This is a genomic window from Dyella sp. 2RAB6 (genome assembly GCF_052115385.1).
In the GTDB taxonomy this organism is placed as follows: domain Bacteria; phylum Pseudomonadota; class Gammaproteobacteria; order Xanthomonadales; family Rhodanobacteraceae; genus Dyella_D.
Map to the genome: position 1 here is coordinate 122108 of NZ_JBFRGP010000004.1, position 14597 is coordinate 136704.

Below are 14597 nucleotides of genomic sequence, written 5' to 3' on the forward strand. Positions count from 1 at the left end.
CGATGCAGGAAACGCTGGGATTTCTGATCGGCCGCTGGAGTGGCGAGGAACACATCGCCACCACGCGTTGGGGCCAGGGCGGCCCAGCCACCGCGGAGGTGGATGCGCGCCTGGATCTTGGCGGCAAGGCGGTTGTGATCGATTACCGCCAGCAGCGCGAGGGCAAGCCGGCGTTGCAGGCGCATGCCGTGATCGGCGCCGGTCCGGAACACGACCGGTTCGAGCTGTTCTGGTTCGACAGCTATGGCTTCGTGCCGTCCGCGCCGGCGCCGGGGCATTGGAATGGCAACCGCCTGGTCTTTCTGCGCAGTTCGCCGCGCGGACAGACGCGTCACGTGTATACGCCGCAGGGCGATGGAAGCTACACGCTGGCGCTGGAGAGTTCGTTCGATGGCGGCGTGCAGTGGGAAGGGGTGGTGATCGGCACCTATCGCCGCGCTGGATGATCCGCCGCGCGTGCGCTGACCACATCAGGCGCGCCGTTGTTCCGAACTTATCGTGGCACGCCGGGTCATAGCGCCCCATGCTTTTTCCCTAAGGCATGGGCGCCAATCCCGGCAATCGCCTCTGCTCAGGTGCAGGGCGATGTTTTAGGTAAGGAACATCCTAATGTTGGTCAAATCCTGTTTATTCACTGCTTCATTCGTGCTTGCGATTTCCCTGGCAACGACTGCCCAGGCCAGCGTCACCTGCGCCGGAAAACAACACGACATCGAAGAGCAGATTCGCTACGCCCAGCTTCATGGCAATGCCAATCAGATCGCCGGCTTGCAGAAGGCGTTGCAGGAAAGTCGCGAGCACTGCACGGATCAGGCACTGCAGGCGGAACTGCAGAAGCATGTGAGCGAGAAAGAGCGCAAGGTGGGCGAACGCCAGCGCGAACTGGCCGATGCACAGGCCAGCGGCAAGCCGGGCAAGATCGCCAAGAAGCAGCAGCGATTGGAAGAAGCACAACAGAGTTGCGCGAGGTGCGCAGTCGGTAATCGTAGGTTGGGGTGAGCCGCAGGCGAACCCCAACATCGCCGTATCCAGGTGCATCGCATTGTTGGGGTTCGCCGTTGGCTCACCCCAACCTACGGGATAAGGTGGCGCGGTCTTAGACCAGTTGCAGGTCGCGCGGCTTGGCCCCCGGGAACACCGCCTGCAACTGGTTCGGCGATAGCCCCCAGGTGCGTGCGAACAAGCCGCCGAGCACATCGCGGTAATTGTTGAGCACTGGGTAATCGCGGTTCTGCAGCAGGTTCTTCGCGTCCACCGCCACCTGTTCGCCGGCGATGCGGCCGCCGCGCACGCGGCCGCCCAGCACCCAGTACACCGTGCCGTGGCCGTGGTCGGTGCCCTTGTTGCCGTTCTCGCGGAAGGTGCGGCCGAATTCGGAAACCACCACCACCACGGTGTTGTTCCATTCGTCGCCCAGCGCGTCGGCATAGGCGGCCAGGCCCTGGCCAAGATTGGTGAGGTTGTTGGCCAGGGCGCCATTGGCGCCACCCTGGTTGACGTGGGTATCCCAGCCGCCGACATCGACGAAGCCGACGCGATACTGGTCGCGCATCATGGTGGCGATGCGCTGCGTTTCGGCGGCGAAGTTCTTCGCGGTGGTGGCGCCGCGATTGGCCTTCATCATTTCGTCCTGCAGGTCCTTGGAGACCTTCTGGCGCAGTTCCAGGCCGTCGGTCGCCGCGGCGGCGAGCGTGGTGCCCTTGTACATTTCGGCCAGGATCGCCGACTGCCGCTCGTCGAACGCGGGCTTGGCCACGCCGCGCAGCGAGATATTGGGGATGTCCTTGCCGCCGCCCTGGAAGCTCAGCGGCAGCGCATCGGTGAAGGCGATGGACGGGACGTTGGACAGCGAGCCGGACAGGCGGGCGAGGAAGCCGGAGCGATAGTCGCTGCGCTGGCCGGTGGGTTCGCCGGATTCGATATTGTCCTGCGTCTCGAAGTGGCTGCGCGACATATCGTCGGTGCCGGCGAAAGGCACGAAGGCGAGCTGCTTGCGCTGCCATAGCGGATAGAGCGAATCGCGCAGCACGGGGTTGAGGCCCCATTGGCTGTCGAGTGCGATCGCGCTGTTGGCATTGGCGGCATCGGGGCGTGCGATCGCAATGGTCGGACGCGACTCGTAATAGAAGTCGCTGCCGCAGGGCACCAGCAGGTTGTTGCAATCGTAGCCGCCGCGCAGGAACACCAGCAGCAGGCGTGGCGTACTGGCCGCCGGCGCGGCGAACAGGCGGCCGGAGTAGGAGAACAGCGGCGAGGCGGCAGCGGCCGCGGCGGCAAGCAGGAACTGGCGGCGGTTCATGGCGCTACCTCAGCGGTAATTGAAGTCGGGAGACGACAGCAGGAAGGTGTTCCACTCCTGCTGCGACGAGGCCTTGCCCAGCGCCTCGCGCGTGGCGACCGAGAGATGCGGGTCGATCGCGTCGTAGTACAGCCGCGTGGTCAGCATGGGAAAGCCAGGTGCCACGCCATTGCTGCCCTCGGGCACGAACAGGCGGTTATTGCCGGTGCCGATCGCGCGCGCGATCTCGAAACGCTTGGCCATCTGGCCGGAACTGGCCCAGCCGGCGGCATCCAGCGGCCAACCATCCGGCGTAAGGCGGCCGTAGATCGGCTCGCCCAATTGATTGAGCCAGTTGAGCAGCGGACGCGCGTTCACCACCGGGCGCCCGTCATAGGCCAGGCGCACCGAGGACACCACGAACTGCATCGGGTCCTTGAACTTCTTGCCGCTGTCGGCGGTGAACTCCTTCGCCTCCAGCATGGTGCGCAGCACCTTGGCGATATCGCCGTCGCTGCGCTGGAAGGTGCGCGCCATCTTGTCGACCAGGGCCGGCGGCGGTTCGTCGGCGATGAAATAGCGGGCCAGCTTGGTGGCGACGAATTTCGCGCAGGCGGGCTGGCGGGTGATCAGGTCCACCGCCTTTTCCACCTCGTCGAAACCGCTGCCCTTGATGTGCTGGCCGAGCAGCACCTTGTCGCCGAAGTCGTGGCGCATCGGGTTGAACTCGAACAAGCCGTCGCGCACATAGGCCGAGGCCATCTTCGGGTTGATGCGCTGCTTGTCGGCGGGCGGGGCGATGCCAACCCCGGTCAGCACCAGCGCCAACTGCTGGACGTCCTGCTGCGTATAGCCGGAGCCGACGCCCAGCGTGTGCAGCTCCATCAGCTCGCGCGCGTAGTTCTCGTTGACGTGGCCCTTGGCGTTCTGCGCGTTGTCCAGGTACTCCAGCATGGCCGGGCTTTTCAGCGTGGCCATCACCAGGTCCTTGAACTTGCCCAGCGCGTGCGGCCGGATGGTCTCCTCGGCGAAGCGCGCCGCCACCCAGCGCACGCGGCCCTTGGCGCCGTAGATGCTGAAGTGGTTCAGCCAGAACCACACCATCTGTTCCTTGAGCTGGTTGGAGCCGTACGTGGCGCGCAGCAGCGCGGCCTGCTGGGCTTCCTGCAACAGGTCGTTGCCGCGCTGCTGCAAGGCTTTGCGCGCTTCGACCTTGGCGTCGCCGTCGGGCATGTCCTTGATGCGCTCCTGTTCGGTCTGGAACGAGGCGATCAGCTGGTCGGGCGGGGTGTTCACCACTTCGTAGCCGCGGATCAGCTGGCCGATCTCCGGCGGCAGCTCGTCGCCCAGCTTGTCGTCCAGCTGCGCGTCGAGGTAGCGGTCGCGGCCCAGCTCGCGATAGCGGGCCACGCTGGCGCTGTCCAGGCCAAAGCCGTCGCGGCGCAGCCACGCCACGTCATCGGCGCCGAGCGCATCGCGGCCACGTGCGGAAGCAGGTGGTGCGCCGAGCGCGAGCGTCGCGGCGAGGGCGAGCAGCAAGGTGGAAAGGTGTCGGCGTAATGCCTGCGGGTGGAACGGAGCGTGGCGGCGCATGCGTCTTGGCTTCCTGGCGGTTGACGGCGGCGAGGGTTGCGAGAACTGACAACGCGTCACCTTGCCATGCGTAGACACGGGTCATCCGTGGACCGGGCCGCATTCGGCCGACATTCACCAGGGCGGGCCGCCGCATGAACTTGCGGTGGGCGGCATGTTCAGAACTCGTCGACGAACTCCACCGCGATATCCAGTTCGCGCGTGGCCAGCAGGGCGACGTTGCGCACCAGCTCTACTTTCTTCTGCGGCGCATTGACCTCGACGCGCACCACGTCGCCCTGGCTGTCGTCGACCAGCTCGCTGGAACTGGAATCGTCGCGCATCTCGTCCATCGACTCCTCGTCGACGTCTTCCACGTGTTCGATGCCGTCGATGCCGCGCAATGCATGGATCAAGGTATCGATCTTGTCGTGGTCGCCGGAGATGCGCATTCGGATCATGGACATGGCGGAGGTACCGGGCGTTGCGGATGCGCTGCCATGCTGGCGCGCGGCGTGTATGTAGCGGGTGATGCGTGCGGTAAGGATGAGTAGTGATGCCGCGGCTTTCGTGCTGCAATAAGCGGACCTTTGCCCACCGCCGCGTCGCGCTGCCCATGCCCAAGACCTACGATCGCGCCTATTTCGACAAGTGGTACCGCAGCCCGCGCCATTCGGTCGCCTCGCCGGCTGAGCTGCGGCGCAAGGTGGCGATGGTGGTGGCGTTGACCGAGTACTACCTGGGCCGGCCGATCCGCAACGTGCTGGACGTGGGCTGCGGCGAGGCGCCCTGGCGGGCGGCGTTGCGGGCGCTGCGGCCTGGCATTGCGTATCGCGGGCTGGATGCCAGCGAGTATGTGGTGGCCCGTTATGGGCGCAGCCGCAATATCGGCTGGGCCCGCTTCGGGCAGCTGGCGGAGTTGCGTTTCGACGAACGCTTCGACTTGATTGTCTGCACTGATGTGCTGCATTACCTCAAGCCTGGGGAGATCCGCGCGGGGCTGACGGGTATTGTCGACATGCTGGAGGGTGTGGCTTTTCTGGAGGCCTATACCAGCAAGGACGATGTGGCTGGCGACCACGATGGTTTCGTGGCGCGTGCGCCGGCCTGGTATTTGCGCAGCTTTCGCGAGGCGGGGTTGTTGCCGTGTGGCTCGCATGGTTATCTGGGGCCGCGGTTGGAGCGGCGTATCGCGGCGCTGGAGCGGGCTCAGCTGGGCTGAGGCTGCGTAGCTTCTTCCGGGGAGAGCGCTGGCTCAACCTTCGTCATTCCGGCGTAGGCCGGACGAGCGCGTAGCGCGAAGAACGCCCGCAGGGCGGCCCCGAAGGGGTGAGCGAAGCGAATCATCCAGTAGCGGTCACGTTTGATTGTCGCGTTATCGCTAGGTTGTCTCGCCTTTGGCGAGTGTTTCGCCCCGCTGCCGCGGGGCGACTTACTTTCTCTTGCTTGCCCAAGAGAAAGCTAAGCAAAGAGAAGGGCACCCTGCTTGGCGCCCTCCGATGGCAAAGCCATCGGAGGGTCCGTGAGGGCTGGCCGGGCTTTTTGACAGGGCATCCATGCCCTGATCAAAAAGGCGGGGACGTCCTGTCCCCGCCCGTTCGCCGCGCGCACGAAGGTCTGCCCCGAAGCGACGGACGGCGTAAAGAACCCGTCGTTGCGCAGATAGAACGCGTTAGTGCCTTTGAGGCCGCCGGCGAAATCCAGGCGCTGCTTGTTCAGGCCGGTGGGGTCGACGTCGTAGTACGCGGAGGTCAGCTCGGTCCATGCGCCGCCTGCGGGCTTCGCCCATTCGTTGCCGTACTTGGCGCGGCGACCGACATAGCCGTGGTCGGGATCGAACGATTCCAGGAATGAATACAGCCCGCGCAGATAGGTGGCGACGCCGGGATATTTCCAGGTGGCGATCAGATGCCAATTGCAGTTGCCATGGGCGTTGTGTGCATTGCATTGCCCGCGCGAGGCGGCGTCGGCGAACCACGAGCTGAAGAGTGTGTTGCCGGCGTCGTCGAGTTGCGCGCGCGTCAGGAAGCGGTAGGTGTGGCCGGCTTCCCAGCGATAGACCAGGTAGCTCTGGCCGCCGGTGCCTTCGCCGCCGAAGCCATTGGTGGTGACGCCGGGGCCTTTGCGCACGAGGGTGGTGCTGCCGCTCGGCGGGTCCCACACGGAGAACAGCACGCGGCGTTCGGTGGGCGAGTTCACCTGGATGCCGAAGTAGCCGACGTTGAAGCCGTTGGCCATGTAGTAGGAGCCGACGGGATCTTCGCCGACAGGCACGGTGATCTCGCTGTAGAAATACTCGGTGTTTGCCGGCGCCTTGAAGCCCAGGTGCACCGAGGGGCCGCGGCGCGACCAATAGAAATTGTCGGGGTCGTTGGCGTAGGTGACGCCTGCGGTGGTGGCGCTGCCCGATACCTGCAGGCCGCTGATGTCGCCGTAGCCGCTGCCGTCGGTGGCCACGCCCTGCAGATCCACGCGGACATAACCGGGCTGCGCCACGGTAAACGTGCCGGCGTCGAACGGGTCGGCCGCGGTGCTGCTCAGGTTGGCCAGGCGCGCTTGCCCGTTGACGGACACCTTTACCGTGCTGTGGCTGGCGCCGGCCAGCGTGCCGACCAGCGCGAGTTTCAGATCGCCAGCCTGCTTCACGTCGAAGTACACGCTGACCACGGCCTTGCTGGAATCCCAGTTGTGCAGGCCGTCGTCGGCGATGGCTTCGTCGGCGGTGGGCGAAAGGTGGGTGATATAGGCATTGCCGCCGAGCGGCACGGTGTTGGTTGCGTCCTGCGCGCTGGCGGCGCCGGACATCGCGAGCAGCACGACGAGGCTGCGGTACATGATCGATCGCATGATTCCCTCCCAGTGGATGACGGTGTTGCGTCCGGCGGAGGCCGCGCGTGGCCTCCGCCGGATAAGGCGACGCGCAGGCCTCAGGGCAGTGCGTCGAGATCGATGTCCGGCGCGGTGCCGTTGGCGCTGCGCACGAAGCTCTGGCCGGAAGCGACGGACGGGGTAAAGAAGCCGTCGTTGCGCAGATAGAACGCGTTGGCGCCGCTGAGGCCGCCGGCGAAATCCAGGCGTTGCCGGTTCAAGCCGGTGGGGTCGACGTCGTAGTACGCCGAGGTCAGCTCGGTCCACGCGCCACCGGCGGGCTTCGCCCACTCGTTGCCGTAGGTAGCGCGGCGGCCGATATAGCCGTGCTCCGGATCGAAGCATTCGAGGAACGAGTACAGCCCGCTGAGATAGGCGCTGGTGCCGGGATACTGCCAGGTGGCGATCAGGTTCCATGCGGTTGGCGTCGCGGCGTCGGAAAACCACGAGGTGTATTGCGTGTTGCCGCTGCCATCCGGTTGCGCGCGGGTAAGGAAGCGGTAGGTGTGGCCGGCCACCCAGTTGTAGACCAGGTAGCTCTGGCCACCGGTGCCTTCGCCGCCGAAGCCATTGGTGGTGACGTTGGCGCCCTTGCGCACGAGGGTGGTGCTGCCGCTGGGCGGATCCCACACCGAAAACAGCACGCGGCGCTCGGTGGCGGAGTTCACCTGCATGCCGAAGTAGCCGACGTTGAAGCCGTTGGCCATGAAGTACGAGCCGATCGCATCCTGGCCGGTGGGGACGTTGATCTCGCTGTAGAAGTATTCGGTGCTGCTCGGCGCGGTGAAGCCCAGGTGCACCGACGGGCCGCGGCGTGACCAGTAGTAGTTGGCAGCGTCGTTGGCATAAGTCACACCTGAGTTGGTGGCGCTGCCGGAAACCTGCAATCCGCTGATGTCGCCGTAGTAGCTGCCATTGGTGGAGACGCCTTGCAGATCCACCTTGACGTAGCCGGCCTGCGCCACGCTGAAGTTGCCGGCGCTGAAGGGCCCGGGCGAGGTGCTGCTCAAGGTCGCCGTATGCGACTGGCCGGCGACGGTCACTTTCACCGTGCTGCTGCTGGCGCCGTTGAGCGCGCCGGCCAAGGCCAGGGACAAAGTGCCGGCCTGCTGCACGTCGACGTAGACGCTGATCACCGCCTGGCTGGAATTCCAGTTGTGCAGGCCGGTGTCGCTGATCAACTCGTTCGCGCTGGACGACGCTTGAGTGATGAAGGCATTGCCGCCCAGTGGCACGGTGCTGGTAGTGGCGTGTGCGGCGGTGGCGGTGGCGGTGGAGATCGCAAACAGCAAGGCGAGGCTTTGGTACGCAATCGATCGCATGACTCCCTCCCAGGTGATGGCGTTTCGATTCGTCGGGCAGACCGCCCCCAAGCGGTCCGGTAGTGCGGGTCAGGCAGGTTTCGCGTCGCGTCGCGTCGATGGCGTTTCCGGTTTCATTTTCGTTTTAAGCGAAAATGAAAGATATTGATTCAAAACGGAAGTTAATCGACGGAAATCGGAGGATAATGAAAGTTATCGGCGATGCAAGTGCTGCGCATCGCAGTAGCGCGATCAGGCGGGGAAGGTGATCGGCGCAGGTTGGGGTGAGCGCAGCGAACCCCAACGCGTAAAGCGGCGACATGACGAATCGTTGGGGCTCGCTGCGCTCACCCCAACCTGCGTGGTCTATCGCGAGGGATTCAGACCAGCATCACTTCCACGCCAGCCGCACGCAGCGCTTCCACTGCCTTCGGCTCGGCGCTGTTATCGGTAATCACGCGATGCAAATGCTGCACCGGGGTAATCACCGAGAGGCTGCGCTGCCCCAGCTTGCTCGCATCGAACACCGCGATGGTTTCGCGCGACACGCGGATCATCAGCGCATTGAGCGAGGCTTCCAGCGGGTCGGGCGTAGTGACGCCGACCACCGGGTCGAGTCCATCCACGCCGAGGAATAATTTGTCGGCGGAAAGCTTGGCCAGCGCCTGTTCGGCGTCGGGGCCGACCAGCGAATACGAAGTCTCGCGCAGCAGCCCGCCCAGCATCATCACGCGGATATTGGAAAGACCCGACAACTCCAGCGCGATATTCAGCGCATTGGTGATGACGGTGAGCGATTCGAACTTCTGCTGGCGGATCTGCCGCGCGATCTCCACCGTGGTGGAGCCGGAATCGAGAATGACCGTTTCGCCGTCGTGGATCAGCCGCGCCGCCGCCTGGCCGATGCGCAGCTTCTGCGCATGGTGGCGGGTCTCCTTGATGCTCAGCGGCGTGTCGTGCGCATTGGGCGCGGTGGCGGGCAGGGCGCCGCCGTGCGAGCGGGTAATGGCCGAGCTGCGCGCCAGCGATTCGAGGTCGTTGCGGATGGTGACGGCCGAAGTGCTGAACTGCCTGGCCAGTTCCTCCACCGTGGCCCGGCCCTGCTTCTCGACGTATTCGACGATCAGGCGGCGACGCTCTTCCACCAGCAGGCGGCGCGTCGGGGCAGAGGCTCGGTTTGGAGTCATGGAAGACCTAGAAGTCGTGCGGCGTTGTCATGGTATACCTTGCGCAGGATAGCGTCTGGCAGGTCCAGCCCATAGATGGACCAGCGCCCTTGCGGCGGGGTTTCCGCGGGGGCGTAGTCGAAGTACTCGTCGTCGGTTTCCAGGAAGCGGTAGTAGATCTCGTACAGCGCGTCGCCGAACAGTTGCTGCGGGACGTCGTCGCCGTAGGGAGAAGGCACCGCGTCGGTGCCGAACAGGATGCGGTCCTGGAAACGCTCGAAGAAGCGCCGCGCCGTGCGCGGTTGCCGGCCCAGCTCGCCGATGCGCGCGCTGATGTCCACCACGGTATTGGGGTAGCGCTCCAGGCAGGCCGCTACGGCCTCGAGATTTTCCGCGCCATTGCCCACGTGCATCAGCGCGAAGGTGGTGTCCGGGTGGCGCGCGATCAGGCGGTCGCGCGCGGCGATCAGCTCCGCATTGCTGGGGAATTCCGGGCCGTAGAACGACCAGTCCGGATGGCGCGCCAGTTCCTCGTAGCGCTCGTTGCAATCGTCGGTGGGTAGGAAGAACGCCTCCGGATCGGAGACGTGCATGAACACCGGCAGCTTCAACGCGGCGCAGGTTTCCCACATCGGATCGAAGCGGCGGTCGTCGATCGCCACCAGCGGGCCATCGTCGATGCGCTCGCGCAGATACAGGCCCAGCGTCTTCAACAGTTTCAGGCCGCGCGCACCGACGCGGTGGGCATGTGCGAGAGCGTCGGCCTGGCGGTTGGGATAATCGGCTTCGGCGAACAGGCCGAACGAGGGTTCGGTCAGCGTGAGGAAGCGCCCGGGCGCAGCCTGGTCGAACGTGCGGATCGCCTGTTCCAGTCCCGCGCCGGTGCCGCCGGTGAGGTTGACCAGGGTGCGGATGCCCTTGCGTTCCATCACCGGCAGCAGGTCTTCCGGTGGCGCGAAGACGGTGATTTCCTCGCCCACCGACACACCGTTGCGCACGTTGGCGGTCCAGGTGAGGTGGGTGTGCATGTCGATCACCGGAAAGCGCGGGCGCTCCACCCGCGTCTGCTTGACGTGCAGCATGCTTCGCGGCTTGAAGTCGAACAGGCGCAGGTTACTTTTGCTCTCGTCCGGCTGGGTGGCGAGCTGGTTCTTGCCGCTGTCGATGCGGACGGTGCCGGCGCCGGAGGGTGGGGAGCAGCAGAGGCAGGGTTTGGGCATGAGAGCGTTTCTTGTTCGAGGCGCGCGTAGGTTGGGGTGAGCGCAGCGAACCCCAACGGTGCGACAACATGCGAGGTCCGTTGGGGTTCGCTGCGCTCACCCCAACCTACGTCTGGCGATCAGCGCGGGTACTTGGCCATGATCTTGTGCACCTCGTGCACCAGCGCCACCGCCTGATCCAGCGGCCGCAGCCACATGTTGCGGCCGAACATCACGCCCTGCGCGCCGGAGGCCATATAGAACTCGACCTTGCGCAGCACCGCCGCATCGTCGTCGTTCTTCTCGCCGCCGGAGAACAGCACCATGGTGCGGCCGGCCGAACGCACCACTCGCTCGGAACGCGCGGCGGCGTCTTCCTGCAGCTTGTCGTACGGTGCGGGGGCGTTGGTGCGGTTGTCGTTGGGCTCGTGCAGCTTGACGATGTCGGCGCCCATTTCCACGGCGACGCGTGCGGCGTAGTCCTGCGCGAACAGGCTGTTCTTGCCGCCCTTGGCCTCGACCGCCTCGCCGCGCGGGTATGACCACATCACCAGCGGCATGCCGTAGCGCTCGCAGTCCTGGCGCACCTTCTCGAACTGGCGGATCTCATCTGCCTGGCGCGGCGAGCCGACATACATGGTGTAGCCCACGGCGTCGGCGCCCAGCCGCACCGCGTCCTCGACCGAGGCGAACAGCGGCGAGGTGGCTTCCGCGTCGCTGGGGATATTGGTCTTGCCGTTGAGCTTGAGGATCAGCGGGATGCGCCCGCAGTACTCGCCCATGTACTTCTCGGCCAGGCCCACGCCCAGCGCGATGGCGGAGAAGTTGCCCTCCACGGCGAGCCGGAACTGGTAGTCCGGGTCGATCGCGGGCGGGTTGGGGAAGAAGTCGGTCGGGCCGTGCTCCAGGCCCTGGTCCAGCGGCAGTACCAGCAAGCTGCCGTTGCGCGGGCCGTGGCCATACAGCAGGCGCCACAGACGGGTGCGCTTGCCATGCGAAAGCGCCAATTTCGAAAACCGTTCGGAAGTTTTCGAAAGGGCTTGTGTGCTCTGAATCATTTCGAATACCCTGCGTTTCGTGATCGAACGGTTTCACATTCGAGCGAAACGACCGAAATGTCAATAGTTGATAAGAAAACGAAAGCAAATGATGGTCTCACCGGACTGCGCACCCGCCCGGCGGCGGAGCAGCAGACGGCCGGTTATGCCGACACCTTGCGCGAGGTGCTGCAGCAGCCCGCCACCTGGCGCGGGACCGCGGCGTTGCTGCGCGAACCGGCGGTGCGCGAGCGGCTGGCGCGCGCGCTGTCGCCGCGGCCTTCGCATGTCGTGCTGACCGGTTCGGGCAGCTCCATGTATATCGGCGAATGCCTGGCGCCCACGCTGCAGGAAGGCTTGGGCATTCCCGCGCAGGCGATCGCCGCCGGCACCTTGCTCACGCATTGGCGCGGTGTGCTGCCGCCGGGCGAAGGCTTGCTGATCTCGCTGGCGCGTTCCGGCGACAGTCCCGAAAGCTGCGGCGTGGTGGATCGCGTGCTGGCCGATGCGCCGGGATGGCGGCATCTGGTGATCACCTGCAATGCCCATGGCAAGTTGGCGACGCGCTACAACCACGACCCGCGCGTCACCGTGCTGGTGCTGGACGAGCGCACCAACGATCGCAGCCTGGTGATGACCAGCAGCTTCACCAACTTGCTGCTGGCGGGCTCGGGTCTGCTGCTGAACAGCCCTGGCGAGCTGACCGGGCAGGCGGTCGCCGCGCTCGCTACGGTGGTCGATTATCTGTTCGACGAGCAGGCAGTGGCGCTGGCCGAACTGGCGTCGCGCAACGTGGAGGCCGCGGTCTACCTGGGCAGCGGCGGCGGCATCGGCGCCGCGCACGAAGCGGCACTGAAGATGGTGGAAATGACCGGCGGCAAGGTCATCACCATGGCCGAGACTTTCCTGGGCCTGCGGCATGGGCCGATGTCGAGCATTCGCGCGAGCACGCTGATCGTCGGCTTCCTGTCGCCGGATCCGGCGGTGCGCGGCTACGAACTGGACCTGCTGCGCGAACTCGACCGCAAGCAACTGGGCCTGGCCAAGCTGGTGGTGGGCGAGGGCATTCCGGCCGACGTGCTGCGGCCGGGCGACGTGGCGATCGAACTCGCCGGCCTGGGCCACCACGGCGAACTGCCCGCGTTGATGGCGAGCGTGGCGGTGGGCCAGCTCTTGGCGTTCTTCCGCTGCCTGCGTCTTGGCGACCGCCCCGACGCACCCTCGCAAGGCGTGCTCACCCGCGTGGTGCAGTCCTTCACTCTGCACGGAAACGGCGCGTGACGACGGCGCTGCTCAAGCGCGTGCTGGTGGTGGGCGAGGTCAATGTCGACCTGGTCCTGAAAGGCCTGCACGCCGAGCCCGCGCCGGGCCAGGAAGTACTGGCCGACGATTTCCTGATGACGCCGGGCAGCTCCTCGATGATCTGCGCGATGGGCCTGGCCAGGCTGGGCAATCCGGTGGCGTTTCATGGCCGGCTGGGTGCGGATACGTGGGGGCGCTATTGCCTCGACGCCTTGCGCGATGCCGGCATCGAGGTGGCGTCGCTGCAGCCGGAGACGGCCTTGCGCACGGGCATCACGGTGTCGCTGTCCACACCGCGCGACCGCTCGCTGGTGACCTTCCCCGGCGCCATCGCGGCCTTGTGCGCGGAGGATGTCAGCGACGCGTTGCTGGCCGGTGCGCAGCATCTGCACGTGTCCTCGTTCTATCTGCAGCAGGCTTTGCGGCCGGGTATTCGCGGGCTGTTCGCGCGCGCCCGCGCCGCCGGACTCAGCATCTCGCTCGACCCGGGTTTCGATCCCGAACAGCGCTGGGGCGACGATCTGCGTGGCGTACTGGCGGACGTGGATGTGTTCCTGCCCAATGAAGAAGAGCTGCGCGCACTGACTGGCGAACACGACACCCGCAAGGCGCTCGCCGCACTCGACAACGGCCACACGCTGATCGTGGCCAAGCGCGGCCGCCAGGGTTGCGCCGTGCTGCACGAGGGTGTGCTGCTGGAAGCGCCGGCGTTTACGGTCGAAGCGGTGGACAGCACCGGCGCCGGCGATTCCTTCGACGCGGGCTTCCTGCATGCCTGGCTGCGCCAGCTGCCGCTGCGCGACTGCCTGCGCTGGGGCAATGCCTGCGGCAGCCTGTCCACGCGCGGCATCGGCGGCACCACGCGCCAGGCCAGCGCCGACGAAGTCAGCGCGTTGCTGGTGCCCGCGGCATGATCACGGTGGCCGGCTTCAATACCGCGATCGACCGGCTGTACACGCTGGACGCGCTGGAGCCCGGCGTGGTGCAACGCGCGGCGGCGGTGCAGGCGTATCCGGGCGGCAAGGGCATCCATGTCGCGCAGACCATCGCCGCGCTGGGCGAACCCGTGCAACTGGTCGGCCTCACCGATGCATTCCATCGCAACCTGATCGCCCGCCGCATGAGCGAGCGCGGTGTGCTGTTCCACGGGGTGGAGATTCCCGGCGAACTGCGCCACTGCCTGGCGCTGCGCGAGCGCGACGGACGCATGACCGAGGTGCTCGATCCCGGTCCGCTGCTGCAGCCGCGCGCGCAACAGCAACTGCTCGATACCTTGTGGCGCTGCGTGGAAGACAGCGGCGCGCTGGTGCTTTCCGGCAGCCTGCCGCGCGGTTTCGAAGCCGATACCTACGCCGCGCTGGTGCGCCAGATCGCACCGCGCGGCCTGCCGTGCCTGGTGGATGCGAGCGGCGAAGCACTGCGCCTGGCCGCGGATGCCGGCGCCTTCCTGCTTAAGCCCAACCGCGACGAGGCGGGCCATCTGGCCGGCCGCGCGGTGGACACGATCGAAGAAGCCGCTGCGGTGGCACGCGAGCTGCACACGCGCGGCGTGGCGTTCCCGGTGATCACCCTGGGCGCGCAGGGCGCGCTGGGTTTCGACGGCACGGCCTGCTGGCACGCCTCGCTCGCCATTGCGCACAGCGCCAACGCGGTGGGCTCGGGCGACTGCTTCCTGGCCGGCGTGGCGGTGGCGCTGCGGCGTGGCCAGGAGCCGGCGCAGGCCTTGCGCCTGGGCGTGGCCTGCGGCGCGGCCAACGCGCTGCACGAGGAGACCGGCTATGTGCAGCGGGCGCAGGTGGAAGCGCTGCTGCCGGAGGTGAAGCTGGTCCGCTTCGACGGTTGACGACACCGCGCGGCGCCGTGGGAGCGGCAAC

At 66.3% G+C, this 14597-nt stretch carries 14 protein-coding genes; 6 read left to right on the forward strand and 8 right to left on the reverse strand.

Going from position 1 to position 14597, the window contains the following annotated elements:
* Positions 1–2: 2 nt before the first annotated feature.
* Entirely contained in the window at positions 3–446 is a 444-nt protein-coding gene (locus tag AB4083_RS08380; RefSeq protein ID WP_441607326.1) for a DUF1579 family protein, read from the forward strand.
* Positions 447–609: 163 nt separating this feature from the next.
* Positions 610–999 carry a DUF1090 domain-containing protein gene (locus AB4083_RS08385; RefSeq protein WP_441607327.1) on the forward strand — a complete coding sequence of 130 codons (390 nt, stop codon included), beginning with the start codon at positions 610–612 and terminating at the stop codon, positions 997–999.
* A gap of 97 nt (positions 1000–1096) precedes the next feature.
* Here the strand turns inward: AB4083_RS08385 and AB4083_RS08390 are convergent, their stop codons facing one another.
* The 3 genes from AB4083_RS08390 to AB4083_RS08400 form a co-directional block, all read right to left on the reverse strand.
* Entirely contained in the window at positions 1097–2299 is a 1203-nt protein-coding gene (locus tag AB4083_RS08390; RefSeq protein WP_441607328.1) for a DUF1501 domain-containing protein, read from the reverse strand.
* Between the two features lie 9 nt (positions 2300–2308).
* Positions 2309–3871, reverse strand: a complete 1563-nt coding sequence (locus AB4083_RS08395) for a DUF1800 domain-containing protein (RefSeq protein WP_441607329.1) — start codon at positions 3869–3871, stop codon at positions 2309–2311.
* A 158-nt stretch (positions 3872–4029) separates the two neighbouring features.
* Positions 4030–4317 (reverse strand): hypothetical protein, encoded by a 288-nt coding sequence (locus tag AB4083_RS08400; RefSeq protein ID WP_441607330.1) that lies wholly within the window; start codon positions 4315–4317, stop codon positions 4030–4032.
* A gap of 149 nt (positions 4318–4466) precedes the next feature.
* Between AB4083_RS08400 and AB4083_RS08405 the strand changes: the two genes are divergently transcribed.
* Positions 4467–5072, forward strand: coding sequence for a class I SAM-dependent DNA methyltransferase (locus AB4083_RS08405; protein WP_441607624.1), 606 nt, complete (start codon positions 4467–4469; stop codon positions 5070–5072).
* Between the two features lie 239 nt (positions 5073–5311).
* On the opposite strand, the gene AB4083_RS08410 is transcribed toward AB4083_RS08405, so the two are convergent.
* From AB4083_RS08410 to AB4083_RS08430, 5 genes are all read right to left on the reverse strand, one after another.
* Positions 5312–6697: a DUF3472 domain-containing protein gene (locus tag AB4083_RS08410; protein WP_441607331.1), complete on the reverse strand. Its 1386-nt coding sequence runs from the start codon at positions 6695–6697 to the stop codon at positions 5312–5314.
* An 80-nt stretch (positions 6698–6777) separates the two neighbouring features.
* Positions 6778–8040: a DUF3472 domain-containing protein gene (locus tag AB4083_RS08415; protein WP_441607332.1), complete on the reverse strand. Its 1263-nt coding sequence runs from the start codon at positions 8038–8040 to the stop codon at positions 6778–6780.
* 359 nt (positions 8041–8399) lie between these two features.
* Positions 8400–9206 carry a transcriptional repressor AgaR gene (gene agaR / locus AB4083_RS08420; RefSeq protein WP_441607333.1) on the reverse strand — a complete coding sequence of 269 codons (807 nt, stop codon included), beginning with the start codon at positions 9204–9206 and terminating at the stop codon, positions 8400–8402.
* Complete coding sequence (locus AB4083_RS08425) at positions 9203–10405, reverse strand: amidohydrolase family protein (protein ID WP_441607334.1); 1203 nt, start codon at positions 10403–10405, stop codon at positions 9203–9205. The genes agaR and AB4083_RS08425 overlap by 4 nt, the downstream gene beginning before the upstream one ends.
* Positions 10406–10524: 119 nt before the next feature.
* Complete coding sequence (locus AB4083_RS08430) at positions 10525–11391, reverse strand: class I fructose-bisphosphate aldolase (protein WP_441607335.1); 867 nt, start codon at positions 11389–11391, stop codon at positions 10525–10527.
* Positions 11392–11499: 108 nt separating this feature from the next.
* Between AB4083_RS08430 and AB4083_RS08435 the strand changes: the two genes are divergently transcribed.
* From AB4083_RS08435 to AB4083_RS08445, 3 genes are read left to right on the forward strand one after another with little or no spacing between them, the layout of a single operon-like run.
* Positions 11500–12702, forward strand: a complete 1203-nt coding sequence (locus AB4083_RS08435; protein WP_441607336.1) for an SIS domain-containing protein — start codon at positions 11500–11502, stop codon at positions 12700–12702.
* Positions 12699–13637 carry a carbohydrate kinase family protein gene (locus AB4083_RS08440; protein ID WP_441607337.1) on the forward strand — a complete coding sequence of 313 codons (939 nt, stop codon included), beginning with the start codon at positions 12699–12701 and terminating at the stop codon, positions 13635–13637. Before AB4083_RS08435 ends, AB4083_RS08440 begins: the two co-directional genes overlap by 4 nt.
* Complete coding sequence (locus AB4083_RS08445; RefSeq protein WP_441607338.1) at positions 13634–14566, forward strand: 1-phosphofructokinase family hexose kinase; 933 nt, start codon at positions 13634–13636, stop codon at positions 14564–14566. The genes AB4083_RS08440 and AB4083_RS08445 overlap by 4 nt, the downstream gene beginning before the upstream one ends.
* Positions 14567–14597 lie beyond the last annotated feature (31 nt).

Coding starts and splice junctions, on each gene's coding strand:
- AB4083_RS08380 (WP_441607326.1), top strand. CDS start 3: ATGCAGGAAACGCTGGGATTTCTGATCGGCCGCTGGAGTGGCGAGGAA.
- AB4083_RS08385 (WP_441607327.1), top strand. CDS start 610: ATGTTGGTCAAATCCTGTTTATTCACTGCTTCATTCGTGCTTGCGATT.
- AB4083_RS08390 (WP_441607328.1), bottom strand. CDS start 2,299: ATGAACCGCCGCCAGTTCCTGCTTGCCGCCGCGGCCGCTGCCGCCTCG.
- AB4083_RS08395 (WP_441607329.1), bottom strand. CDS start 3,871: ATGCGCCGCCACGCTCCGTTCCACCCGCAGGCATTACGCCGACACCTT.
- AB4083_RS08400 (WP_441607330.1), bottom strand. CDS start 4,317: ATGTCCATGATCCGAATGCGCATCTCCGGCGACCACGACAAGATCGAT.
- AB4083_RS08405 (WP_441607624.1), top strand. CDS start 4,467: ATGCCCAAGACCTACGATCGCGCCTATTTCGACAAGTGGTACCGCAGC.
- AB4083_RS08410 (WP_441607331.1), bottom strand. CDS start 6,697: ATGCGATCGATCATGTACCGCAGCCTCGTCGTGCTGCTCGCGATGTCC.
- AB4083_RS08415 (WP_441607332.1), bottom strand. CDS start 8,040: ATGCGATCGATTGCGTACCAAAGCCTCGCCTTGCTGTTTGCGATCTCC.
- agaR (WP_441607333.1), bottom strand. CDS start 9,206: ATGACTCCAAACCGAGCCTCTGCCCCGACGCGCCGCCTGCTGGTGGAA.
- AB4083_RS08425 (WP_441607334.1), bottom strand. CDS start 10,405: ATGCCCAAACCCTGCCTCTGCTGCTCCCCACCCTCCGGCGCCGGCACC.
- AB4083_RS08435 (WP_441607336.1), top strand. CDS start 11,500: ATGTCAATAGTTGATAAGAAAACGAAAGCAAATGATGGTCTCACCGGA.
- AB4083_RS08445 (WP_441607338.1), top strand. CDS start 13,634: ATGATCACGGTGGCCGGCTTCAATACCGCGATCGACCGGCTGTACACG.